The following is a 22,510-nucleotide window of genomic DNA, read 5'->3' as shown; positions in this document are numbered from 1 at the left end:
GCCGCATGGCCGCTTTGTCGGCAGCGCGAACAGGGGCTTGATGGATCTAGATCAATGTGGCCGGCGCTTGGGTGATCTCCCCACAGTCATGATCGAGAGGGTCATGACACCGGTGCCCGCTGCCGGTGCCCAGGTCACCGCAGTGGTGCACTGCTGCGGCCCCGCACCGGCGGCGGGCGGTGGCTTCAGCGCCCCGCAATGCCGAGCAATTCGACCTCGAACAGCAGCGTTGCATTCGGCGGGATCACGCCGCCGGCGCCGCGCTCGCCGTAGGCGATGCCGGGCGGGCAGGTGAGCTTGGCCTTGCCGCCGACCTTCAGGCGCTGCACGCCTTCGGTCCAGCACTTGATGACGCGGTTCAGCGGGAACTCGGTGGGCTCGCCGCGCTTGTACGAACTGTCGAACTCGCGGCCATCGGGAAAGGTGCCGCGGTAGTGGACCTTCACGGTGTCGGTGGCCGCCGGCGAGGGGCCCTTGCCTTCGCGCAGCGAGCGGTACACCAGGCCGCTGCCGGTGACCACCGCGCCGGGTTCCTTGGCCGACTTGGCGGCCACTGCGTCGAGCGCGGGGGTCGAGGCCGCCGCTGCAGCCGGCGCCTGCGCGAAGGCGGCGCAGGACATCATCAGGGCCAGGACGCCCAGGGTCTTGAGGATCATGGTGACGAAGGTGAAGCGATGAAAGGCCGCGATCATCGCATCCCGCCAGGCTCGGCCCAGACACATTGAAAAGGCCAGCAATATTCCAGTCACACGGGCTTGACGGCCTGGCGTCACAGTGGCGCCATGACGCTGATCACCAGCCGCCCGGCCCCGGCCCGCGCTGCCGACCTTCCTGAGCCGCTGCCGCGCCACCATGCCGTGATCACCGGCACCGGCCGCGCCGGCACCACCTTCCTCGTCGAGCTGCTCACGCTGCTGGGCCTGGACACCGGCTTCAGCAGCCGCGACCTCGTGCACCGCAAGAGCGCCGTGGCCCAGGCCGGCCTGGAGATCGACGTGCGGCGCCAGGGCGCGCCCTACATCGTGAAGGCACCGGCCTTCTGCGAACATGCGGCGCAGGTGTTCGCGCGCCCGGACATCGTGATCGACCACGTGTTCGTGCCGATGCGCGCGCTGCACGAGGCCGCCGAGAGCCGGCGCCGCGTGATGAACCTGCACCTGGCGGACATGTCGTGGCCGCGTCGTTTGAAGGTTTGGCTCAAGCGCAAGGAACTCGCCGGCGGCCTGGTCGGCACGCGCAGCGGCAGCGACCAGGAGCAGGTTTTGCGTGACCGTTTGTACCGGCTGATGCTGGCCGCCGCCGAGCATCCGGTGAACGTGACCTTGCTGCACTTCCCGCGGCTCGTGCAGGACAGCGCCTACCTGTACCGCAAGCTGCGGCCGCTGCTGCAGGACATCCCGTTCGAGCGCTTTGACCGCGTGCACCGGCGGCTGGCGCAGCCGGACCTGGTGCACTCGTTCGCGCTGCCGCCGCTGCAGGGCGAACGTCTGGTCACGACCCCGTAGAAGCCCGCCCCCGGGGCGGGGCGGAGGCTGCCGGACGGGCGGATACACTTCGGGCCTGTCGCGGCCGCCCGCGTGTCCTGGTGGGCAGGGCCGCCGCCCAGCCTCCCACGTCGTGTTCTTCCTGGCCCGCCCATGGCCCCCGTCACCTCGGCAACCTCCCCCTTCGACCTCAAGAGCACGGCCTGGACGCTGACCGCGCTGCGCCTGCAGACCGCCGACCTCGATGCCTTTCGCCAGGCGCTGGCCGCCCGCGTGGCCGAGGCGCCGGGCCTGTTCGACAACGACCCGCTGGTCATCGACTTGAGCCCGCTGCGCGAGGCCGATGCGACGATCGACTTCGCGGCGCTGGTCGCCTGCCTGCGCGAATATCGGCTGCAGCCGATTGCGGTGCAGGGCGGCAGTGCCGCGCAGGTGGCGGCGGCGCAGGCCGCCGGCCTGGCCGAGGCGCTGGACGCCGCGCCGGTGGCCGCACCTGTGGCGCCCCGCGCGGTCGTCAACGAGGTGGTGCGCGAAGTCGAAGTGCTGCGCGAAGTGGAGGTCGTGCGCGAGGTGCCGGCCGCCGCGCCGGCCACGCTGGTGGTCGACAAGCCGCTGCGCTCCGGCCAGCGCGTGTATGCGCGCGGCGACCTGGTGGTCTTGGCGGTGGTGAGCTTCGGCGCCGAGGTGATTGCCGACGGCCACATCCATGTCTACGCACCGCTGCGCGGCCGGGCGATCGCCGGCGCGCGCGGCAACACCGAGGCGCGCATCTTCAGCACCTGCCTGGAGCCGCAGCTGCTGTCCATCGCCGGCATCTACCGCACCACCGAGACCGAGCTGCCGCCCGAGGTGCTGGCCAAGCCGGCGATGGTGCGGCTCGAAGGCGAGAAGCTGCGCATCGAACCCCTGAAAGATTGAACCGAAAGAAGGAGCCCTTCCGATGGCCAAGATCATTGTGGTCACCTCCGGCAAAGGCGGCGTCGGCAAGACGACCACCAGCGCCAGCTTCGCCTCCGGCCTGGCCCTGCGCGGGCACAAGACGGCGGTGATCGACTTCGACGTGGGCTTGCGCAACCTCGACCTGATCATGGGCTGCGAGCGCCGCGTGGTGTACGACCTGATCAACGTGATCCACAACGAAGCCAACCTGAACCAGGCGCTGATCAAGGACAAGCAGTGCGAGAACCTGTTCGTGCTGGCCGCCAGCCAGACGCGTGACAAGGACGCATTGACGCAGGACGGTGTCGAGCGCGTGCTGAACGACCTGGCCGGCATGGGCTTCGACTACATCGTCTGCGATTCGCCGGCCGGCATCGAGACCGGCGCGCTGATGGCGATGCACTTCGCGGACGAGGCGCTGGTGGTCACGAATCCCGAGGTCTCGTCGGTGCGCGATTCCGACCGCATCCTGGGCATCCTGTCGAGCAAGACCAAGCGCGCCATCGACGGCAAGGAGCCCATCAAGGAACACCTGCTGATCACGCGCTACAACCCCAGCCGCGTGGTCGGCGGGCAGATGCTCTCGCTCGACGACATCCAGGAGATCCTGCGCATCCCGCTGATCGGCGTCATCCCCGAGAGCGAATCGGTGCTCGACGCGTCGAACCAGGGCGTGCCGGCGATCCACCTGAAGGGCAGCGACGTCAGCGAAGCCTACAAGGACGTGGTCGGCCGCTTCCTCGGCGAGACGATTCCGGTGCGATTCACCGACGCCGAGAAGCCCGGCTTCTTCAAGCGCCTGTTCGGCGGGAGGTAGGCCGCCCATGTCGCTGCTTTCCTTCCTGCTCGGCGAGAAGAAGAAGACCGCCTCGGTCGCCAAGGAGCGGCTGCAGATCATCCTCGCCCACGAACGCTCGGGCCGCGGCAGCCGCGCCGACTACCTGCCGCAGCTGCAGCAGGAACTGGTGGCCGTGATCTCGAAGTACGTGGCCATCAAGGCCGACGACATCAAGGTGCACCTGGAGCGCCAGGACAACCTCGAGGTGCTGGAGGTCAAGATCGAGCTGCCGGACGGCATAGCCCGCTGAGGCGCGCATGCCGATCACGCTCACCAAGGAATCCCGCGCCGAAGCGCTGCGCTCGATCGAGCGCTACTTCAGCGAGAACTTCGACGAGCCGATCGGCAACATCGCCGCCGGCGCGCTGCTGAACTTCTTCATCGAAGAGGTCGGGCCCTCGATCTACAACGCCGCCGTTGCCGAGGTGCAGGAACGGCTGCAGGCGCGCGTGGCCGAGATCGACATCGAGGTGCACGAGGACGAGTTCCAGTATTGGCGCAAGTTCGACGCGGCGCGCGCCAAGCCGCGCCGCTAGCGGGCCGCGGTCGCGACGTCGAAATACTTGCGCAGCAGTGACGCGGTGATCGCCAGCGGCCGTGCGACGACGGTGGCCGTGAAGCACATCTCGCCGCTGCGCGAAGGATCTTCGAGCAAGGTGACGTAGAGCCAGGCGCCGCTGTCGGGCCGGCGCCAGAGGGCGATGCGGCTGGGCACCAGGCCGTCGCGCTGCAGCACCGGGTAGCGCTGCATCATCTGCTCGAACACGGTGAGGGCTTCATCCTCGGCCAGCATCACCCAGGGGTCCGGGGCGGCCAGCTGCAGCCTGTCCTTGCTGACGCAGCTTTCCACGGTCAGCGCGGCATCCGGCGGCTGGGCATGGCCGACCAGCGCCGTGGCCAGCAGGCAGGTCAGTGCGGCAACTCGAAGCGGCGAGGCCATGGCCGCAGCATGCGCCTGCGGCGGCGGTCTGTGAAGAGGGCGAAGCCTGGCTCGCGCGATGGGCGCTTGGGCGCGTGCGCGCGGGCCGCGCCGGGTTCAGCCCGCGCGGGCGGCCTGGCGGCGCGCCTTCTTGGCGCCGGTCTTCCGGGCCACGGCCAGCGGCGGCGCTGCGGGGGCACGGGGCTTCGCCGGGGCCCGCCGGCGGCGGGGCGCCGCGGTGGTCGTCGCGGCCGGCGGTGCGGCCTCCTGCGGGGCAGCCTGTGGCGCGGCCTGCGGGGGCTTCTGCGAAGTCTCCTGCGCCGGGTCCTGCACCGAGGCGCCCAGCGCCTTCAGCTGCTCGAAGGCCTGCTGCAGGTGCGTGGCCAGGTCGCCGATGTCGGGCACCGCGCGGCGGCAGGCGATCAGGCCGAAGCACAGCCGGCCCATGTAGCTCTGCACGGTGATGTTCAGCGCCACGCCGTGCACGACGATCGACACCGGGTAGTAGTCGGTCATCTTCGCGCCGGCCAGGTACACCGGCACCGGTGCGCCGGGCACGTTGGAGATGGCCACGTTCATGATGCGCAGCCGGTCGGCCAGGCGCGAGCGGCCGTACAGCGAGGCCAGGCCGCTGAGCAGCCAGGGCGAGCCGAGCGAGGGGAAGTCGGTCGGCACCACGCCGCTCAGGGTGCCGATCTGCTTCTTCATCGCGGCCGTGCCGGCCAGGATCTCGGCCAGGCGCTTCATCGGATCGGACTGCTGGGTGCCGAGGTCGATCACGGTGCCGGCCACCTGGTTGTTCATGCTGGTGTCGCCCTGCTCGCGCAGCGAGATCGGCACGCCGGCCACCAGCGTCTTCGCGGGCAGCTCGCGCGATTCCTTCAGGTACGCGCGCAGCGCCGTGCTGCACAGCCACAGCACCATGTCGTTGACCGAGGCGCCCAGCAGCTTGCCGATGCGCTTGGTCTCGTCCAGTGGCAGCGTGACGCCGGTGAACGAGCGCTGGTTGGTGATCGGATGGTTGAACGGCGTGGGCGGCGCGAACTTGAAGACGTTGCCTTTCTTCGCGCCCTTCTTCCCACCCTCGGCCGTCGACTGGCTGCGTGACTGCAGCGCATCCACCGCCAGCGCGGCCACCGATTTCGCCAGGCCCGGCAGCAGCCTGGCCAGCGTGACGATCTGGTTCAGCTGGTTCTCGATGCCGGCGGCCAGCAGTTCGGCCACGCCCAGCTGGTAGCGCTGGGTGCGGCGCGGCCGCGGCGGCTTCACCTTGCGCGGCTCGGGCGTCAGGTCGAACACGCTCTGGCCCAGCACCACGCCGGCCTGGCCGTCGATGGCGGCATGGTGCACCTTGCCGTAGAAGGCCAGCTCGCCGCTCTCGAGCCCGTCGATGACGTAGAACTCCCACAGCGGGCGGCTGCGGTCCAGCAGGCTCGAATGCAGGCGCGCCACCAGGGTTTCCAGCTGCTGGCGCGAGCCGGGCTTGGGCAGCACCACGTAGCGCATGTGGTAGTCGAGGTCGAGGTCGTCGTCGTCGATCCACACCGGGTTGGCCAGGTCGAAGGGCATCATCGCCAGCTTGCGCGTGAACACCGGCGCCAAGTGCAGGCGGCTGGTGATGTGCTTCTTGACGTCCTCGTACCAGTGCCCGTCGTAGCCGGCGGGCCGTTCGAACAGGTTCAGGCTGCCCACGTGCATCGGCATCTCGGCGGACTCGAAATGCAGGAACGCGCCGTCGACGATGCTCAGGTGTTTCAGGTCCTTCAAGGCAGGCTCCGGTGTTCGACCGGCGCTCAGTCTTCACCGGCGGCGGCGCCGCGTCCAGTCGGGTCAACGTTGAGGGCCGGCGCCACGGCCTCGGCGCTCCAGTGCCGCTGCAGCGCGGCCCAGCCGGCCGGCCCCAGGCGCTGCAGTGTCGCCATGTTGGCTTCGTAGATCGTCTCGGCCTCGGGGAAGGCCTCGACCGCGCGGTCGATGCTGTCTTCGCGCAGCAGGTGCAGCGTGGGGTAGGGCGAGCGGTTGGTGGCGTTGGTGACGTCGTCCGGCGCGGTGCCGGCGAACTGGAACTGCGGATGGAAGCTCGCCACCTGCAGCACGCCCTCCAGGCCCAGCGACTGCAGCGTGTCGTCGGCCACCGCGAGGAACTGGTTGAAATCCTCGAAGTCCTGCAGCACCTGCGGGTGGATCAGCAGCGTGGTGTCGGTCTGCTCCGGGTCGGCCGCGGCCAGCGCCAGCAGCGCGCGGGCCAGCTCGGCCTGCAGCGATTCGACATCCACCGCATCGCTGACGATGCAGGCCACCTGGCCCTTCACGTGCACGCCCTTCGCGAAGGGGCAGAGGTTGAGCCCGATCACCGCGGCCTCCAGCCAGGCGCGGGTGCGGGCGATCACGAGTTCGGTGCTGTCCATCAGTGCCCGCCCGGCCGCCCGTAGGGCACTGAGCCCCCCTCGGGGGGAGCGAGCGAAGTGAGCAGGGGGCTGTTCATCCGCGCATTGTCTGCCGCGACAATCCACCCCATGTTGCTACTTGCCCCGATGGAAGGGCTGCTCGACTTCAGCCTGCGCGACATGCTCACCCGCGTGGGCGGCATCGACCGCTGCGTGTCCGAGTTCATCCGCGTCACCGACCGCGTGCTGCCCGACCGCGTGTTCACCCGCGTGATGCCCGAACTGCTCAGCGGCAGCCGCACGCCGGCCGGCGTGCCGGTGCGGGCGCAGCTGCTCGGCTCCGACCCCGCGGTGCTGGCCGACAACGCGGCCGCGCTGGCGCGCTTGCAGCCGGCGGGCATCGACCTGAACTTCGGCTGCCCGGCCAAGACAGTGAACCGCCACCGCGGCGGCGCGGTGCTGCTGGACGAGCCCGAGCTGGTGCATGCCATCGTCGCCGCGGTGCGGCGCGCGGTGCCGGCGGCGATGCCGGTGTCGGCCAAGATGCGGCTGGGGCACCGCGACCGCTCGAAGATGGTCGAGAACGCGCAGGCGATCGCCGCGGCCGGCGCCAGCGAGCTGGTGGTCCATGCCCGCACCAAGACCGATGGCTACCGCCCGCCGGCGCACTGGCACGAGATTGCCCGCATCCGCGAGTCGATGGCGATCCCGGTGGTGGCCAACGGCGAGATCTGGACGGCCGACGACGCACGCCGTTGCCGCGAGGCCTCGGGCTGCGACGCGCTGATGCTGGGCCGCGGCATGGTCACCGACCCCGGGCTGGCGCTGGCCGTGCGCTCGCCGCACCAGCCGGCGGTGCCGTGGCGCCAGATCGAGCCGCTGCTGCTGCACTACTGGCACCGCATTGCCGGCCATGTGGTGCCGCGCCACCGCGCCGGGCGGCTCAAGCAGTGGCTGAACCTGCTGCGCCGGCGCTTTGCCGAAGCGCAGGCGCTCTACGACGCGGTGCGCTGCATCAACGAGCCGGCGCGCGTCGAGCAGCTGCTGCTGAGCCTGCGCTCAGCGCCGCAGGATCATTTCCACCAGGCCAGCAGCCCACCCATCAGCGTGAGCGAGACCACGTGGTAGCCGGCGTTGATCAGCCACAGCGCCAGCGGCCGGCGCTCGAACAGGTCGTTGACCGCGAAGCACATCGCGACCCAGCCGATGCCGGCGGCCGCGCCGGCCGCCAGGCCGAAGCCCACCGTGGCCTGGGCGCCCAGAAAGGCGGCGAGGTTGGCCGCCATCACCAGCGCGCAGACGAAGCTCAGGCCGAAGACGCGCGCCTGGCCGCCCTTGAGCTGGTCGTCGCGCAGGCCGGCGGCCTGTTGCCAGCGCTTGGCGAACAGGATCGGCGAGTACCAGACGCCGCCGATCAGGAAGCTCATCACGGCGGCGGCCAGGATGGCCAGTGGGTTCAGGTGCATCGAGTCCATGGGGGGCTGCGCGGGGGTGGTCGAAGTGCGCAGCCTAGGGCGCCCGCATGAAGAGCGCCAGCCCGCCGGCGCCGAACTGGGAATCTGCCGTGCCGAACGCGGCTGTGGCGCTGCCCAACGCGGCTGTGGCGCTGCCGAACCCCTTGCCGGCGCGCGGGGCGCGCTTCGACGACCGCCCGATCATGGCCTTCGGCATCCCCGGCTTCGGGCTGACGATCCCGCTGTTCAGCGGCCTGCTGGGCCTGCAGCCGCCGCACATCACGCCCGATCGCGGCCTGTTCTGGGCCGGCATGGTCTGGTTCGTCGGGCTTTCGTTCAGCATCTGGTGGGGCAACCGCTGGCTGCTGTTCAAGCAGCGCGAGCACTGGGACTGGTTTGCGCAGCCGCTGCGCAAGCTGATGATGCTGGTGGCCGCCTGCACGCTGTACACCGCGCCGCTCACCGTGGCCTGGCTGCTGGCCTGGTATGCCGCCAGCGGCCAGGTGACCGACTGGGGCGTGATCCGGCTGGTGGCGCTGGCCAACGTGATCTGCGTGATCTTCGTGACCCATGCCTACGAGACGATGTTCCTGATCCGCGAGCGCGAGTCCGACGCGCTGCACCTGGCCCAGCTCGAACGCAGCCGCGCGCAGGCCGAGCTGGCGGCGCTGAAGGCGCAGATCGATCCGCACTTCCTGTTCAACGGCCTCAACACGCTGGGCCACCTGATCGCCCACGACGGCCCGCAGGCGCGCGAGTTCTGCGACTGCCTGGCCGAGGTCTATCGCTACGTGCTGGTGAACGGCCGGCGCGAGCAGGTGCCGCTGCAGGACGAGCTGCAATTCGTGCGCCAATACGCCCGGCTGCTGGCGCTGCGCTTCGGCAGCGACGCGGTGCAGCTGCAGTGGCCGGCCGACGAGGCGCTGCCGGCCGAGGCGCTGATCGTGCCGCTGGCCTTGCAGGTGCTGGTGGAGAACGCGGTGAAGCACAACGCGGTGTCGGCCGACACACCGCTGCAGGTGCGCATCGAAGCGGTGGCCGACGGGCTGCGGGTGCACAACCGCCGCCGGCCGCGCCTGGGCCCGGCCGCTTCGGCCGGCGTCGGCCTGGCGAACCTGGATGAACGCTGCAAGCTGGTGTGCGGACGCGGCCTGCGCATCGAGCAGGATGGCGCGCGCTTTGCCGTGACGGTGCCGGTGAGCGGATGAGCGGCTTGCGCCTGTTCATCGCCGAGGACGAGCCGCCGGCCCTGGCGCGGCTGCTGGAGGCGCTGCAGCGCGTCGCGCCCGCGGCGCGCGTGGTCGGCACGGCGGCCTCGGTGCAGGCTGCGCGTGCCTGGCTGGCCGCGCATCCGGCGCCGGACCTGATGCTGCTGGACATCCAGCTGGGCGACGGCCTGTCGCTGGCGCTGTTCGACACCGGGGTCGGTGACCCCGCCCCGGGTGTGCCGGTGATCTTCACCACCGCGCACGACGCCTTCGTGCTCGACGCCTTCAAGTGCCATGCGATCGACTACCTGCTGAAGCCGGTGAGCGACCGGGACCTGGACGCTGCCTTGGCGCGTTATGACGCGTTACGCCGCCACTTCACCGGCGACCTGGGCGGCCTGCTGGCCACCCTGCAGCTGCAGGCGCCGCTGCGCAGCGCCTGGCGCCAGCGCCTGGTGCTGCGCCGCGGCGCGGCCTTCGCCAGCGTGCGCTGCGATGACGTGGCCTGGTGCACCTCGATCGACAAGCTGGCCTTCGTGGTCACCCGCGGCGGCGAGCGCCTGCTGGCCGACGAGACCCTGGCCGAGCTGGAAGCCGCGCTCGACCCGCAGCGCTTCTTCCGCGCCAACCGCCAGTTCCTGGTGGCGCTGGACGCCATCCAGGCCTTCCGGCCGCACGGCAAGGGCCAGCTGAAGCTGCAGCTGCAACCGGCGCCCGAGGCCGAGGTGCTGGTGAGCCAGGAGCGCGCCCGGGCGTTCCGCGAGTGGATTCAACGATGACGACAGCGATGCCACCGAGCTACTACGAAGCGACGATCGCCCCGCGGCCGCCGGCCGAGCCGCTGCAGGGCCGGCACGAGGCCGAGGTGTGCATCGTCGGCGCCGGCTTCGCCGGACTGGCCACCGCACTGGGCCTGCAGGACCGCGGCCTGGCCGACGTTCATGTGCTGGAAGCCCAGCGCGTGGGCTTCGGCGCCTCGGGCCGCAACGGCGGCTTCGTGTTCGGCGGCTACAGCCTGGACTGCGCCGACCTGCTGGCCCAGCTGGGCCCGGAGCGCGCGCGCGCAAGCTACGCGCTGACCCGCGGCGCCGTCGACCTGATCCGGCGGCGCATCCGCGAGCACGCGATCGATTGCGACATCGTCGAAGGCGGCGCGCTGCTGGCGAACTGGTTCGACGACGAGGCCGTGCTCACGCGCCAGCAGCGCCTGATGGCCGATCACTTCGGCGTGCAGTGGCAGCTGCTGCGCAAGGCCGAGCTCGACGCGCATGTGCGCTCGGACCGCTACTTCGGCGCGCTGCTCGAGCCCGATGCCTTCCATTTTCATCCGCTGAAGTACGCGCTGGGGGAGGCGCAGCTGCTGCGCCAGCGCGGCGGCCGGCTGCACGAGGTCTCCCCGGTCACGCGCATCGTGCGCGAGGGCGCGGGCTGGCGCGTGCACACGGCCGCGGGCAGCGTCGCCGCGCGCCATGTGGTGGTGGCCGGCGGCGGCTACCTGCGCGGCCTGGTGCCGGACATCGAGCGCGCGATGCTGCCGATCGCCACCTACGTGATGGCCACCGAGCCGCTGGGCGCGCAGCGCGACGCGCTGATCCCCAGCCGCGCGGCGATCTACGACACCCGCTTCGCGTTCGACTACTACCGCGTGCTGCCCGACACCCGGCTGCTGTGGGGCGGCCGCATCCATGTGCGCGACCGCCGGCCCGAGGACATCGCCCAGTTCCTCAAGCGGGACCTGCTGCGGGTCTACCCGTCGCTGGGCGGCGTGAAGGTCGCGTTCGCGTGGAGCGGCATGATGAGCTACGCGCGCCACAAGATGCCGCAGATCGGCCGCCTGCAACAGGGCGAACTGGCCGGCGTCTGGTACGGCCTGAGCTTCGGCGGCCATGGCGTGGCGCCCACCACGGTGGCCGGTGAGGCCCTGGCAGCGGCCATCGCCCAGCGCCAGCCGCTGCCCGAAGGCTTCCGCCGCTACGGCCTGCCGCGCACCTTTGGCCCGCTCGGGCTGGCGGCGGCGCAGGCGACCTACAGTTGGTACGAGACCCGGGACTGGTTCAAGGCGCTGTAGGCCTGCGTCGCCCGTTCCGAGGAGCCCAAAGAATTCTGAAATCAGTCGGCAATTCCAATCGGTGGAAATTTGTATGATGGTGGCATTGATTCGGAGCGCTTCTTCATGTCGACCATCGCCACCGTCAGTGACAAGGGCCAGGTGACCCTGCCGAAGCAACTGCGCGACCAGCTCGGCATCGTGCCCGGCTCGCGCCTGGCCTTCGAAGTGGAGGCCGATGGCGCGCTTCGGGTTCGCATGCTGGCCAAGGGCGCCGTCAGCCTGTTTGGCCTGCTGGCCAGGCCTGGCGAGCCGGCGCGCAGCCTGGCGCAGATGGACGAGGCAGTGAGCCAGTCGGTCAAGGGCCGGGCCGGGAAGAAGTCGCGGTGATCGCGGTCGACACCAACGTGCTGGTGCGCCTGCTCGTCAATGACGATGTGGCCCAGGCCAGCAAGGCGCGTCGCCTGTTTGACGCCCAGGCAGAGGGCGATGCGCCGATCTGGGTGGCCGACACGGTGCTGGTGGAACTCGTCTGGACGCTGGCGCGCGCCTATCAACGGCCGCGCGTCGATCTGGTGACCGCGCTGCGTGCATTGGCAGGCCATGCCACCGTGGCGCTGGAATCGCCGCGAGCCGTGGCCCTGGCGATCGACAGCTACGAGCGTGGTCCCGCCGACTTCGCCGACTGCCTGCTCAGCGCCAAGGCCGCGCTGGCGGGCTGCGAGGCGGTGTTCACCGTCGACCGCGGGATGAAGGCGCTACCGGGCGTCAAGTTGCTGTAGCACCTGGCAAGACTGCGCTACTTCGCCCAGCTGTCCTTCAGCCCGGTGATGCGGTTGAACACCGGTGCCTCGGCCCGGTGGTCCTTGCGGTCGGTGATGAAGTAGCCGTGGCGCTCGAACTGCACGCGGTGCTCGGCCGGCAGCGCGGCGAGCGCGGGTTCGACGTAGCCCTGCACCACCGTCATGCTCGCTGGGTTCAGCGCCTCGCGGAAGTCGCGGTCGCCGGCGTCGGGCTGCGGCTGGCTGAACAGGCGGTCGTACAGGCGCAGTTCCACCGGCACGGCCTCGTGCACGCCGACCCAGGTGATGGTGCCCTTGACCTTCACCGCATCGGCGCCGGGCGTGCCGCTCTTGGTGTCGGGCACGACGCTCGCTAGCACGGATGTGACGCGGCCCTCGGCGTCCTTCTCGCAGCCGGTGCATTCGACGACCATGCCGTACTTCAGCCGCACCTTGTTGCCGGGGAACAGCCGGAAGAAGCCCTTGGGCGGCGCTTCGGCGAAGTCGTCGCGCTCGATCCACACCTCGGGGCCCAGGCTGAACTGGCGGGTGCCGAGCTCGGGCAGGTGCGGGTGCGCCGGGGCCTGGCAGGGCTCGCGATGGCCGGCGCCGAACAGCGTGTCCCAGTTCGTGAGCTTCAACTTCAGCGGGTCGATCACCGCCATCGCGCGCGGCGCCTTGCCTTCCAGGTCGTCGCGCAGCGCGATGTCGAGCACGCTGTAGTCGACCCAGATGTTGGTCTTGCTGGCGCCGGTGTCCTCGGCCATCTTGCGCACCGCCTCGGGCGTGTAGCCGCGGCGGCGCATGCCGGCCAGCGTGGGCATGCGCGGGTCGTCCCAGCCGCCGACGATCTTCTCGTCCACCAGCGCCTTGAGCTTGCGCTTGCTGGTGATCACGTAGGTGAGGTTCAGGCGCCCGAACTCGTGCTGCTTGGGCAGCGGGCGCTGCAGCAGGCCGCCGTCGGCCAGCGCGTTCAGCAGCCAGTCGTAGAACGGGCGCTGGTCCTCGAACTCGAGCGTGCAGATGCTGTGGGTGATGTTCTCCAGCGCGTCCTCGATCGGGTGCGCGTAGGTGTACATCGGGTAGATGCACCACTTGTCGCCGGTGTTGTGGTGGTGCGCGCGCTTGATGCGGTAGAGCGCCGGGTCGCGCAGGTTGATGTTCGGCGAGGCCATGTCGATCTTCGCGCGCAGCACCATCGCGCCGTCGGCATGCTGGCCGTCGCGCATCTCGCGGAAGCGCGCCAGGTTCTCGGCCGCTGACCTGGCGCGATAGGGGCTGTCGGTGCCCGGCGTGGTGAAGTCGCCGCGGTTGGCGCGCATCTGCTCGGCGCTCTGCTCGTCGACATAGGCCAGGCCGGCGCCGATCAGGTACTCGGCGGCGCGGTACATGAAGTCGAAGTAGTTGCTGGCGTAGTACAGGTGGCTGGTGCCGTTGACGTCCCAGCTCCAGCCCAGCCAGTGCACCATCTCGACGATGGCGTCGACGTATTCCTGCTCCTCCTTCTCGGGGTTGGTGTCGTCGAAGCGCAGGTGGCAGACGCCGCCGAAATCGCGCGCCAGCCCGAAGTTCAGGCAGATGCTCTTGGCATGGCCGATGTGCAGGTAGCCGTTGGGCTCGGGCGGGAAGCGCAGCCGCACCTTGGCGGGATCGGGGCCGCCGGCGGCATGGTGCGCGCCATCGCCCGGCGTACCGCCCCAGCGCCGCTGCGCGTACACGCCCTCCTGCTGCTCGCGCTCGATCAGCGTGCGCAGGAAGTTGGCGGGCTTGGGGCTCTCGGGCTTTGTGGGGGCGGACATCGTGGGGCCGGCTGGCATCGCAAGTGCGTCGAAGGGACCGATTCTAGGAGGGGTGGGCCCGGCTATATTGCCGCCCACGATGAGCAGCCCGCGCGTCCCGCTTGCGATCGGCTTGTACCTGGCGGTGGTGCAGCTGCTGTTCGCGCTGACCTGGGTGGTCTACGTGATCTACCTGCCGCAACTGGCCGAGAGCGCGGGCCTGCCGCGCAGCGTGGTGCCGTGGCTCTTGATGGCCGACCAGCTGATCTTCATCGCCTGCGACCTCGCCGTGGGCCTTGCCAGTGACCGCGCGGTGCGGCTGCTCGGCAAGCTGGGCGCTGGGGTCGTTGCGGCCACGCTGGCCTCGATGCTGACCTTCGTGGCCCTGCCGTTCGCCGCGCCGGGCGCTTCGCCGCTCGTGCTGCTGGGGTTGACGATCGTCTGGGCGGCCACCTCGTCGCTGCTGCGCGCGCCGCCGCTGACCTTGCTGGGCCGCTACGTCGCGAAGCCGGCTCAGCCGCTGATGGTGGGGCTGCTGATGCTGGGCAACGGCCTGGCCGCGGCCTTCGCGCCCTACCTGGGCCTGCAGCTGAAGGGGCTGGACCCGCGCGGACCGTTCGTGCTGTCCTCGCTGGCGCTGGCGGCGGTGACCCTGGGCATGGTGGCAGCCGAGCGCGCATTGGCGCGGGCCGGGGCGCCGGCGTTGTCGGCCCCGGCGGTGCTGCGCAGCACGCCGGTGCGGCCCGTCACCGCGATCCCCGGATTCCTGCTGGCCGCGCTGCTGGCCGCCTGTGCGTTCCAGCTGCAGGCCAACATCGTGCAGGCGCCGCTGTACCTGCGCCAGGCGCCGCCCAGCCAGCTGCCCTGGCTGATGCCGTTGTTCTGGGGCGGCTTCAACCTGGCGCTGCTGCCGGCCAGCCTGGCCACCCGGCGCTGGGGCGGGCTGCCGGTGATGGCCGTCGGCGCGGCCGGTGCCGCGCTGGCGGCGGGTGCCAGCGGCCTGGCCGACGGCCTGCCGACGCTGGGCGCGACGCTGGCGCTGGCCGGGGCCTGCTGGGCCGGACTGCTGACCAGCGCCTTCAGCAGCGCGCTGGCGTTCGGCCATGTGGGCCGCGAAGGCCAGCTCAGTGGCGCCCTGAATGCCCTGCTGGCCGCCGCGGCGTTGACGCGCATGGCGCTGGCGGCCGGGCTGGCCCCGTCGCCGGCGGTCGCCGCCGGCTGGGCCTGGCTGCCGGCCGCCGGCTTTGCCGTGGTGGCCGGTGGCCTGTGGCTGATCCTGCGGCGAACCGGCCCGTCGGCGGCCGGATCCGCCCCTACATGCCCTTGAACAGGTGCGCGTAGAGGCGGCTCGCGGTCAGCCGCTCGGGCCGGCCGCGCAGCGTCAGATACACCTTGCCGGATTCGTCGCGCAGCGCGGTGGTGATCGCGCTGGCGCGCACCACCAGGCTGCGGTGCACCTGCCAGAACTTCTGCGGGTCCAGCTGCGGCAGCAGCTCGCGCAGCGACAGGCGGATCAGGTGCTCGCGCTCGGCGGTCACCACGCGCAGGTACTTGTCGGCGGCCTCGAAGTACAGCACCTCGTCCACCGGCACCATGTGCACCAGGTTGCCGACGCTGGCCTGGATCACCTCCAGCCGCGGCAGCGCGGCGGCCGGTGCCGGGCTGGCGCCACCGGCGCCGAGCAGCGCGCGCAACTGGTTCAAGGTCTGGTCCAGCGCGGCGCCTGCGGCGGCCGGCGCCGCGCGATCGGCCAGGCGCTTCTTCAGCCGCTCGATGCAGGCCGCGAGCCGCGCGCCGTCCACCGGCTTCACCAGGTAGTCCACCGCCTGTGCCTCGAAGGCCTGCACCGCGTACTGGTCGTAGGCGGTGACGAAGACCAGCAGCGGGAAGGGTGTCCCCTCGGGCCAGTCTTCGGCCAGCGCCTGCGCGGCTTCGAGCCCGGTCATGCCGGGCATGCGGATGTCGAAGAAGCCGATGTCCGGCCGCTGCTGCAGCGTCTGGGCCAGTGCGCTGCAGCCGTCGCAGACCTGGGCGATGACCTGCAGCTCGGGCCACAGGCGGGTCAGCTCGGCCTGCAGGCCGGCGGCCAGCAGCGGTTCGTCTTCGGCTATCAGCGCGGTGGGCATGGCTAGGTGGCGGTGGCGGAGGAAGCAGGGGCGGCGGCCGTGGGCGGCAGCGGCAGCAGCAAGGTGGCCAGCGTGCCGCCTTCGGGGCCCGAGGCGCCGGCGAGCTCGAAGCGTGCCTGCTCGCCGAACAGCGCGGCCAGGCGCTCGCGCACATGGCTGGTGCCGTAGCCGCTGCCATCGGCATTCGGCGTTAGCGCCGCCGCCTGGGCCAGGCCGATGCCGGTGTCGCGCACCGTCAGGCGCAGGCGGCCGGCATCGCGCTCGGCACGCACCTCGATGCGGCCGCCCTCGACCTTTGGCTCCAGGCCATGCTTGATGGCGTTCTCGACCAGCGGCTGCAGCAGCAACGGCGGCACCAGCCGTTCGCGCAGATCGTCCGGCAGGTCGAACTGCACGGTCAGCCGCGGGCCCATGCGCACCGCCATCAGCGCCAGGTAGTCGGCCAGGCGGTCGAACTCGGCGCGCAAGGTGTGGCTGCCGTTGCGCGAGCCGTTCAGGGTGGCGCGCAGGAAGGCGATCAGCCGGTCCAGCATGGCTTGCGCGCGCGGCGGGTCCAGGCCGATCAGCACCCGCAGGTTGGCCAGCGTGTTGAACAGCATGTGCGGCTCGAGCTGCGATTCCAGCAGCTTGAGCTGGTTTTCCAGCGCCAGCCGGCGCGCCGCCTCGGCGGCGGCCATCTCGGCATGCAGGCGTTCGCGCGACCAGAAGAAGTAGGTCATCGAGCCGGCCACCAGCAGCGTGACGACGCCCGGTGTCACCGCGTCGAAGATGCTGGCCGATCGCAGCCCGAGCAGCCGGTCGACCAGCATGGTGCCCAGCTGGTAGCCCGCCAGCGAGCCCAGCACGATGGTCAGGCCCATCGAGCCCCAGCCGGGCCACTGGCCCTTGTTGGCGGCCTTGTCGCCGAGCAGCCTGATCGTGAGCTGCCGGCTGCCGTCGATGAACAGCCAGATCAGGTTGCCGATCACCATCGAGTACGTCAGCGTCATCCAGTACGCACTGCCGCGGTGGGACAGCAGCCAGAACGGCACCGAGATGCCCAGGCAGATGCACTGGTTGATCAGCCCGCGCTGCAGGAAGCTGCGGCGCGGCCGGGGCGGGGCGGTGGGCAGGGCGGGCAGCATCGGATGGGGAGACATTCTCGTGCAGCCTGCCGGGGCGGGCGAAGCGTGGCCCCGGGTTCAGGCGGTCAGCACCACCGCCGCCCGCGGTGCCTGGGCCAGGATGCGCCAGGCGCGTCTGGCGAACAGGCCGGCCACCCCGCCGTACAGCAGGCTGGCACCCAGCGCGAAACCGGTGGCATGGGCCAGCGCCGGGTGCATCGCCAGCGAGGCGGACACCGCGTAGCGCAGCAGGAACACGCCGATCAGCAGCACCATCGGCAGCCAGCTGCCGCCCACCGCGAAACGGCCGTCGGGCAGCGTCTGCGCGCGCAGCGGCAGCTTCAGCAGCGTGAAGGCCACAGCGCCGGCAGCCAGGCCGGTCAGCCAGGCCAGCACCACTCCGGGCAGCAGGCCGAAGGCGTTGCTGGCACCGGCCAGCGACATCGTGGCCAGCACCAGCGGCAGCACCAGCAGCGCGCCGCGGCGCAGCACATGGTCGCGCGCCTGGCGCAGGCCCAGCGCGATCAGGCCGGCCAGCAGGCCCCAGACCCAGAGCGGGGTGTGGCTGACGATTTGTTCGAGGGCGTATCCCATGGTGAAGCTCCCGTGGCGTGGTTGGAGGTCGATGACGGGATGTTCGGCGTCATCGGTCCGCGGCACGAGGGCTTGGCGACGAAACGACGACAGTGGTCGTGAAACGGCCGCCGGCGCCGTCAAAACGAGCGCGTGGCCGCCAGCAGCAGGCTGCGGCGGACCGGCAGCTGCACCAGCAGCCCATCGGCCGGGCCGCTGTTCACGCGCCAGGCGGCGTTGAAGCGCCAGCGGTCGCCCTGCCATTGCGCGGACGCGGTCACGATGCGGCCGCGGTCGGCCGGCGTGATCAGCGCATCGAGCGACACCGTCCAGTGCTCGGGCTGCCAGGCCAGGCGGATGAACAGGTTGTCCTGGCGCAGGCTCTGCGCGCCGAAGGGCGTGCCCTGCCAGGCCAGGTTGGCGGCCACCGCCGCTGCCGGCACCGCGGCCGGCAGCGTGGCCAGCGCGGCGTTGCGCTGCTGCCAGCGGTCCCACTCGCGGTCCGGCAGCGCGCTGCCGTCGTGCCAGTACTCGACCATCAGGCTCTGCTGCTGCAGGCCGGTCCAGCTGGCGCCCAGCAGCCATTGCGCGGCCGCGCCGCGCGTGGCCTGCTGCCAGGGGTCGCTGCGCTGCAGGCCGTCGCCCGCGCCGGAGGCGAGCTGCCAGCCGTCGTGACGCTGCAGCCAGCGCGCCGAGGCATGCAGCTCCAGTTCGTCGGTGGCCACCCAGGCCAGCGCCGCGCCCAGGCTGTTGCCGGTGTGCGCGCCATGGCGGGCGAAGGCGAACGCATCCAGCGCGCCGAAGCGGCGGTAGCCACGCAAGGCGAAGGCGCTTTCGGCCGCACCGCGCGTGGCATCGGCGCTGCGCTGCCAGCGCTCGGGGTTCACCCACACCAGCGACAGCGCGTCCTCGCTGCCGAAGCGCTCCAGCTGCAGCAGCGGCCGGCCTTCGGGCGTCAGCGACAACAGGGTGCGGCGGGTCTCCTGCTGCACGAAGTCGTTGGGCCGGAAGCCGTAGCCCACATCCCAGCCGACCACCTTCTTGCCCGCCGAGAGCTGCCAGGCGCCGAGGTCGGCCGAGCCGTAGAGCTCGTTGGCACGCAGCGTGCTGCGCGAGGGCGCGCTGCCGGCGGCCTGCTCTTGCGCCGCGAGCAGGTCGGTGCTCAGCGACAGCGGCGTGCCGGCCGTCTTCGCGCGCAGCGTGTGCCGCAGTTCGGCCTCGGCGCTGAAGCTGTCGACCGCCGGCGCCGCGATGCCGGGCTGGCGCTGATTGGCGGCGGCCAGCGCGCCTAGTGCAGAAGATGAGCGGCCTGTGGCGTAGCCACGCAGTTCGATGTCGGGGCCGTTGGCGTCGGCCGTGCCGGCCTCGGCCGCGCAGGCGGCGGCCTGGGCCAGCAGGCCGCCGGTCAGCAACGCGCAGGCCGCGGCGACGGCGCGCCCGCGCGGCCGTCGGACAAGGTGCGCCATGGCCTACTCCAGCGCCGGGTTGCGGGCCAGGAACATCGGGTTCAGCCAAGTCTCGGGCACCTGCCTGCCCTGGCGCGAGAGGTAGCGCACGCGGGTTTCCTTGTGCGTGCTGAGCTTGTCCACCAGCACCATCTCGGTCACCACTGTCGGCGCGGCCGGCTTGTCGAACACGAAGCTCGCCAGCTTGGCCAGCTTGTCCGATTGCACGTAGAGCTCGGCCTTCAGCGGCTCCTGCCGCGCCTTGCCGATCCACAGCTCGATGCGCTGGTACGACAGGCCCTTGCGCGCTGCCTGCAGGCTCAGGTGCACACAGCTCTGCGCCTCGCACTTCTCTTCGCCGACCACGGTGCCGGTGTAGTCCTCGGCCCAGCTCATCGTCGCGATGTCGCCGGTGGAGGCGTCGCCCAGCAGCTTCTGCGTCGGCGTGATGCGCAGCGGCCGCTGGCTGCCGGGCAGCAGCAGCCAGAAGTCGTCGCCGAGCATCAGCACCTTCTGGCCGGCTTCGGCCGGCGAGCGCATCAGCACCAGCGACTTGTGCTGGGCCTGCGAGAACACGGTGTAGCGGCGCTCCTTGTCCGGCGTGCCGTCGCGGTTCAGCACGCTGACCTGGGTCTCGACCTGCAGGTTGTCGGCACCGGTGCGGTAGCGGTCCGCGGCCTTCAGCAGCGGGGTCACGTCGTCGGCGGCACGGGCCGCCAGCGTGCCGGCGGCCAGCGCCAGCAGCGTCAGTTGGGTCTTCATGAGAGGTCCTTCAGACATGCGCCAGCGCGTCGACCACCGGCTTGTGGACGGTGGTGCGCGCCACCAGCGCCGAGGCCAGCGTGGCCAGTGCGAGCATTGCCACCAGGGTGCCGGCGTACAGCGCCGGGTCGATGGCCACCTGCAGCGGGTAGCCCACGCTGCGGCCGGGCGGCGGCGGCATCATCACCGGGAACACCAGCAGCGCCACCGACACCGCCACCGACAGCAGCGCACCTGCCAGCGCACCGCTGCCGCCGAGCAGCAGGCCTTCGAGCGCGAAGCTGCGCACCAGCTGGCCAGGCAGCGTGCCCAGCGCGCGCAGGGTGCCGATCTCCCGCGTGCGTTCGATGATCGCCATTGCCATCGCGTTGGTGACGACGAAGACGACGATCACGCCGATGATCAGTCCCAACGCGCCAAAGATGCGGTTGTAGAGCTCCTTCACGCTGCGGTAGAAGGTGGCCTGGTCGAGCCAGGTCTGCACCGCCAGCTGCGGCAGCAGCGCCTGGATGCGGGCCTGCGCGGCGGGTGTCGAGTCCATGCGGTCGAGGAACACGCCCAGGGTCGAGACCCGCTGCGTCACCAGCAGCTTCTGCGCGCTCTGCACGTCGATGTAGACCAGGCGCTTGTCGATGTCGGCAATGCCGGTGGAGAACACGCCGACCACGGTGACGTCCACCGCGTTCAACGCGCCCTCGGTGGTGCTGGCCAGCAGCGTGAGGCTGCTGCCCGGGGCGGCCTTCAGGCTGCGGGCCAGGCCTTCGCCGAGCATGATGTTGTTGCGTTCGCCGCCCGGCAGCACCTTGCCGGACTTGATGGTGAGGAACGGGCCTTTCACCGCGAATTCGGCGTCGGGGTCGATGCCGGCGGCCAGCATCACGGTGGACTTCTCGCCGTTGCTGATGAGACCCGAGAACTCCACCCGCGGCAGCACCTGGCGTACCGCGTCGTCGGCCATCAGCTTGGCCTTCAGCGCGTCGACATCGTCCAGGCCGTGCTGCAGCGGCGTGTCTTCGTCGCGCTCGAACTGTGCCGGCTTGCCGACGATCAGGTGCCCCGTCGTGCGCGCCGACGATTGCGCCAGCGCCTGGTAGGTGAACAGCGCGAAGCCGCCGGCCAGCAAGATGGCCGCGGTCCCCAGCGCCGCGATGGTCGCCGTCACCGCCGAGCGTCGGCGGTTGCGCAGCGTGTTGAGCCACGCGAACTTGAGCCACTTCATTGGATCTTCCCGTCAAGCAGTGCAATGGCACGGTCGCAGCGGCCGAGCAGGCGCGCATCGTGGGTCGCCACCAGAAAGGCGGCGCCATGGCCGTGGCCCTGTTCGCGCATCAGGTCCAGCACCTGGTCGGCGGTGTGCGAGTCGAGGCTGGCGGTGGGCTCGTCGGCAATCACCAAAGCCGGCCGCTTGACCAGCGCACGGGCAATCGCCACGCGTTGGCGCTGGCCGCCGGAGAGCGCATCGGGCCGGTGCTGGGCATGCTCGTGCAGGCCCACGGCTTCGAGCATCGCGGCCACGCGCTGCTGGCGTTCGGCCGCCGGCACGCCGGCCAGGAACAACGGGTAGTCGACGTTCTCGGCCACCGTCATCACCGGCACCAGGTTGAAGCTCTGGAACACGAAGCCGATGGCATCGCGGCGCAGCAGCGTGGCGCTGGCGGTGTCCAGCTGCGTGACGTCCTGGCCGCGCAGCAGGATCTGGCCGGCATCGGCACTGTCGATCAGGCCGGCCAGGTTCAGGATCGTGCTCTTGCCGCTGCCCGAGGGGCCGGTCAGCGCCAGCATCTCGCCGGGCTGCAGCTGCAGGTCCACGCCTTGCAGCGCGGGGACCACGTGCGTGCCGAGCCGGTAGGTCTTGCGCACGCCGTCGAGCGCCAGTACCGGGCTGGCGGTGGGGCGGGTCGCCATCATCACAGCGCCTTCAGCTTGGCTTGCGCCGCGGCGGCCTGCGGCGCACCGCTGGCGGCCGCCTTCTGCAGCCACTGGCGGGCTTCGTCGCTGCGCTGGGACTTCTGCGCCTCGAGCCCGGCGCGCAGCCACACGCTGGCCTTGAAGCCGACCGGCGCGGCGTCGAACAGCGGGCTCTTCAGCACCTCGTCCAGCAGCTTGGCGCCGCGCTCGTGGCGGTTGAACATCGAGGGCAGGGCCAGGAAGGTGCCGGCGGCGACGAAGCGCGTCTCCAGGCTGGCCGGCGTGCCGCGGTACAGCGGTGCGTCGTGCGCGGGCGTCAGCTGGGCCAGGGCCTTGTCGATCAGCGCCAGGCCGTCTTCGGCAGCCCCCATCTTCTTCCACGGCAGCAGCGTGGTGCGGGCCTTCATCGCCGTGGCCGCGCCGGCATAGGCGCGCAGCACCGGGTCCTGCGGCTCGGCCTGCGAGAGCTTGCCCAGCTGCTGGGCGGCGGCCTCCACCGCGCTGTCGTTGCCGTCGACGGCCTTGATGAATTCGCCGGTGGCGGCGCTGAAGGCCGCTGCGTCGGCGGCGGCATGGGCGGGTGGCGCGAGGGTCGCGCCCGCCAGGGCTGCAGACAGCAGCAGGGCGGACAGCATCAGCCGGGCCGGCTGGGTGGTGGGGGGGGTGTGCATGGTGCGTGCTCCTCGGTGGCGAAGTGCACGCAGTCTCTTCAGCGGGCCGGTTTCGCGCCGCAGCGGCGCGACGAAATGCGGCCGGC

The 22,510-nt window shown here is 71.1% G+C and carries 26 protein-coding genes; 12 read left to right on the top strand and 14 right to left on the bottom strand.

Annotation, left to right across the window (positions count from 1 at the left end; all coding sequences use genetic code 11):
- Positions 1–185: 185 nt before the first annotated feature.
- Positions 186–623, bottom strand: a complete 438-nt coding sequence (locus tag ACILR4_RS03345) for an FKBP-type peptidyl-prolyl cis-trans isomerase (protein ID WP_395699448.1) — start codon at positions 621–623, stop codon at positions 186–188.
- A 159-nt stretch (positions 624–782) separates the two neighbouring features.
- Here ACILR4_RS03345 and ACILR4_RS03340 point away from each other — a divergent pair, with 159 nt between their 5' ends.
- The 5 genes from ACILR4_RS03340 (at position 783) to ACILR4_RS03320 (ending at position 3,797) form a co-directional block, all read left to right on the top strand.
- Positions 783–1,505, top strand: a complete 723-nt coding sequence (locus tag ACILR4_RS03340; RefSeq protein WP_395699405.1) for a hypothetical protein — start codon at positions 783–785, stop codon at positions 1,503–1,505.
- 132 nt (positions 1,506–1,637) lie between these two features.
- Positions 1,638–2,402: a septum site-determining protein MinC gene (minC, locus tag ACILR4_RS03335; RefSeq protein WP_395699404.1), complete on the top strand. Its 765-nt coding sequence runs from the start codon at positions 1,638–1,640 to the stop codon at positions 2,400–2,402.
- 22 nt (positions 2,403–2,424) lie between these two features.
- Positions 2,425–3,240: a septum site-determining protein MinD gene (gene minD, locus ACILR4_RS03330; protein ID WP_395699403.1), complete on the top strand. Its 816-nt coding sequence runs from the start codon at positions 2,425–2,427 to the stop codon at positions 3,238–3,240.
- Positions 3,241–3,247: 7 nt separating this feature from the next.
- Positions 3,248–3,511: a cell division topological specificity factor MinE gene (minE, locus tag ACILR4_RS03325; RefSeq protein ID WP_395699402.1), complete on the top strand. Its 264-nt coding sequence runs from the start codon at positions 3,248–3,250 to the stop codon at positions 3,509–3,511.
- 7 nt (positions 3,512–3,518) lie between these two features.
- On the top strand, positions 3,519–3,797 hold the full coding sequence (locus ACILR4_RS03320; protein WP_395699401.1) for a DUF2164 domain-containing protein: 279 nt from the start codon (positions 3,519–3,521) through the stop codon (positions 3,795–3,797).
- On the opposite strand, the gene ACILR4_RS03315 is transcribed toward ACILR4_RS03320, so the two are convergent.
- The 3 genes from ACILR4_RS03315 to ACILR4_RS03305 form a co-directional block, all read right to left on the bottom strand.
- A complete protein-coding gene (locus ACILR4_RS03315) occupies positions 3,794–4,201 on the bottom strand; it encodes a hypothetical protein (RefSeq protein WP_395699400.1) in 408 nt (135 codons plus the stop codon). The genes ACILR4_RS03320 and ACILR4_RS03315 overlap by 4 nt on opposite strands.
- Before the next feature lie 96 nt (positions 4,202–4,297).
- Complete coding sequence (locus ACILR4_RS03310; protein ID WP_395699399.1) at positions 4,298–5,947, bottom strand: wax ester/triacylglycerol synthase family O-acyltransferase; 1,650 nt, start codon at positions 5,945–5,947, stop codon at positions 4,298–4,300.
- Positions 5,948–5,973: 26 nt separating this feature from the next.
- The gene (locus ACILR4_RS03305; protein ID WP_395699398.1) at positions 5,974–6,588 is read right to left on the bottom strand and encodes a DUF1415 domain-containing protein; all 615 of its coding nucleotides are present in this window, start codon (positions 6,586–6,588) and stop codon (positions 5,974–5,976) included.
- 108 nt (positions 6,589–6,696) lie between these two features.
- Here ACILR4_RS03305 and ACILR4_RS03300 point away from each other — a divergent pair, with 108 nt between their 5' ends.
- A complete protein-coding gene (locus tag ACILR4_RS03300) occupies positions 6,697–7,695 on the top strand; it encodes a tRNA dihydrouridine synthase (RefSeq protein ID WP_395699397.1) in 999 nt (332 codons plus the stop codon).
- Here the strand turns inward: ACILR4_RS03300 and ACILR4_RS03295 are convergent.
- On the bottom strand, positions 7,641–8,042 hold the full coding sequence (locus ACILR4_RS03295) for a DUF1761 domain-containing protein (protein WP_395699396.1): 402 nt from the start codon (positions 8,040–8,042) through the stop codon (positions 7,641–7,643). The genes ACILR4_RS03300 and ACILR4_RS03295 overlap by 55 nt on opposite strands.
- Before the next feature lie 47 nt (positions 8,043–8,089).
- Here ACILR4_RS03295 and ACILR4_RS03290 point away from each other — a divergent pair, with 47 nt between their 5' ends.
- The 5 genes from ACILR4_RS03290 to ACILR4_RS03270 all read left to right on the top strand — a co-directional run bounded on the left by ACILR4_RS03290 (position 8,090) and on the right by ACILR4_RS03270 (position 12,058).
- Positions 8,090–9,229, top strand: coding sequence for a sensor histidine kinase (locus tag ACILR4_RS03290; protein WP_395699395.1), 1,140 nt, complete (start codon positions 8,090–8,092; stop codon positions 9,227–9,229).
- Positions 9,226–10,008, top strand: coding sequence for a LytR/AlgR family response regulator transcription factor (locus ACILR4_RS03285; RefSeq protein WP_395699394.1), 783 nt, complete (start codon positions 9,226–9,228; stop codon positions 10,006–10,008). The genes ACILR4_RS03290 and ACILR4_RS03285 overlap by 4 nt, the downstream gene beginning before the upstream one ends.
- Positions 10,005–11,297 (top strand): NAD(P)/FAD-dependent oxidoreductase, encoded by a 1,293-nt coding sequence (locus tag ACILR4_RS03280; protein WP_395699393.1) that lies wholly within the window; start codon positions 10,005–10,007, stop codon positions 11,295–11,297. The genes ACILR4_RS03285 and ACILR4_RS03280 overlap by 4 nt, the downstream gene beginning before the upstream one ends.
- A gap of 105 nt (positions 11,298–11,402) precedes the next feature.
- A complete protein-coding gene (locus ACILR4_RS03275) occupies positions 11,403–11,666 on the top strand; it encodes an AbrB/MazE/SpoVT family DNA-binding domain-containing protein (RefSeq protein WP_395699392.1) in 264 nt (87 codons plus the stop codon).
- Positions 11,663–12,058, top strand: a complete 396-nt coding sequence (locus ACILR4_RS03270; RefSeq protein WP_395699391.1) for a PIN domain-containing protein — start codon at positions 11,663–11,665, stop codon at positions 12,056–12,058. The genes ACILR4_RS03275 and ACILR4_RS03270 overlap by 4 nt, the downstream gene beginning before the upstream one ends.
- A gap of 17 nt (positions 12,059–12,075) precedes the next feature.
- Here the strand turns inward: ACILR4_RS03270 and ACILR4_RS03265 are convergent, their stop codons facing one another.
- The gene (locus tag ACILR4_RS03265; RefSeq protein WP_395699390.1) at positions 12,076–13,857 is read right to left on the bottom strand and encodes a glutamine--tRNA ligase/YqeY domain fusion protein; all 1,782 of its coding nucleotides are present in this window, start codon (positions 13,855–13,857) and stop codon (positions 12,076–12,078) included.
- 79 nt (positions 13,858–13,936) lie between these two features.
- On the opposite strand from ACILR4_RS03265, the gene ACILR4_RS03260 reads away from it, so the two are divergent.
- Entirely contained in the window at positions 13,937–15,163 is a 1,227-nt protein-coding gene (locus ACILR4_RS03260) for a hypothetical protein (protein ID WP_395699389.1), read from the top strand.
- Here the strand turns inward: ACILR4_RS03260 and ACILR4_RS03255 are convergent.
- The 8 genes from ACILR4_RS03255 to ACILR4_RS03220 form a co-directional block, all read right to left on the bottom strand.
- On the bottom strand, positions 15,150–15,962 hold the full coding sequence (locus ACILR4_RS03255) for a LytR/AlgR family response regulator transcription factor (protein WP_395699388.1): 813 nt from the start codon (positions 15,960–15,962) through the stop codon (positions 15,150–15,152). The two genes, ACILR4_RS03260 and ACILR4_RS03255, sit on opposite strands and share 14 nt — an antisense overlap.
- A gap of 2 nt (positions 15,963–15,964) precedes the next feature.
- Positions 15,965–17,086, bottom strand: a complete 1,122-nt coding sequence (locus ACILR4_RS03250; protein ID WP_395699387.1) for a sensor histidine kinase — start codon at positions 17,084–17,086, stop codon at positions 15,965–15,967.
- Between the two features lie 57 nt (positions 17,087–17,143).
- Positions 17,144–17,659 (bottom strand): DUF6622 family protein, encoded by a 516-nt coding sequence (locus ACILR4_RS03245; protein WP_395699386.1) that lies wholly within the window; start codon positions 17,657–17,659, stop codon positions 17,144–17,146.
- 119 nt (positions 17,660–17,778) lie between these two features.
- A complete protein-coding gene (locus ACILR4_RS03240; RefSeq protein ID WP_395699385.1) occupies positions 17,779–19,104 on the bottom strand; it encodes a hypothetical protein in 1,326 nt (441 codons plus the stop codon).
- Positions 19,105–19,107: 3 nt separating this feature from the next.
- Positions 19,108–19,845 carry an outer membrane lipoprotein-sorting protein gene (locus ACILR4_RS03235; protein WP_395699384.1) on the bottom strand — a complete coding sequence of 246 codons (738 nt, stop codon included), beginning with the start codon at positions 19,843–19,845 and terminating at the stop codon, positions 19,108–19,110.
- A gap of 10 nt (positions 19,846–19,855) precedes the next feature.
- Positions 19,856–21,064: an ABC transporter permease gene (locus tag ACILR4_RS03230; protein ID WP_395699383.1), complete on the bottom strand. Its 1,209-nt coding sequence runs from the start codon at positions 21,062–21,064 to the stop codon at positions 19,856–19,858.
- On the bottom strand, positions 21,061–21,753 hold the full coding sequence (locus tag ACILR4_RS03225) for an ABC transporter ATP-binding protein (RefSeq protein ID WP_395699382.1): 693 nt from the start codon (positions 21,751–21,753) through the stop codon (positions 21,061–21,063). The genes ACILR4_RS03230 and ACILR4_RS03225 overlap by 4 nt, the downstream gene beginning before the upstream one ends.
- Positions 21,753–22,424: a hypothetical protein gene (locus ACILR4_RS03220; RefSeq protein WP_395699381.1), complete on the bottom strand. Its 672-nt coding sequence runs from the start codon at positions 22,422–22,424 to the stop codon at positions 21,753–21,755. Before ACILR4_RS03220 ends, ACILR4_RS03225 begins: the two co-directional genes overlap by 1 nt.
- Positions 22,425–22,510 lie beyond the last annotated feature (86 nt).

The sequence above is a fragment of the Aquabacterium sp. genome (genome assembly GCF_044226965.1).
In the GTDB taxonomy this organism is placed as follows: Bacteria; Pseudomonadota; Gammaproteobacteria; order Burkholderiales; family Burkholderiaceae_C; genus Pseudaquabacterium.
Note: the sequence above shows the minus strand (reverse complement) of the source record. Positions and strands in the feature narration are given on the sequence as shown.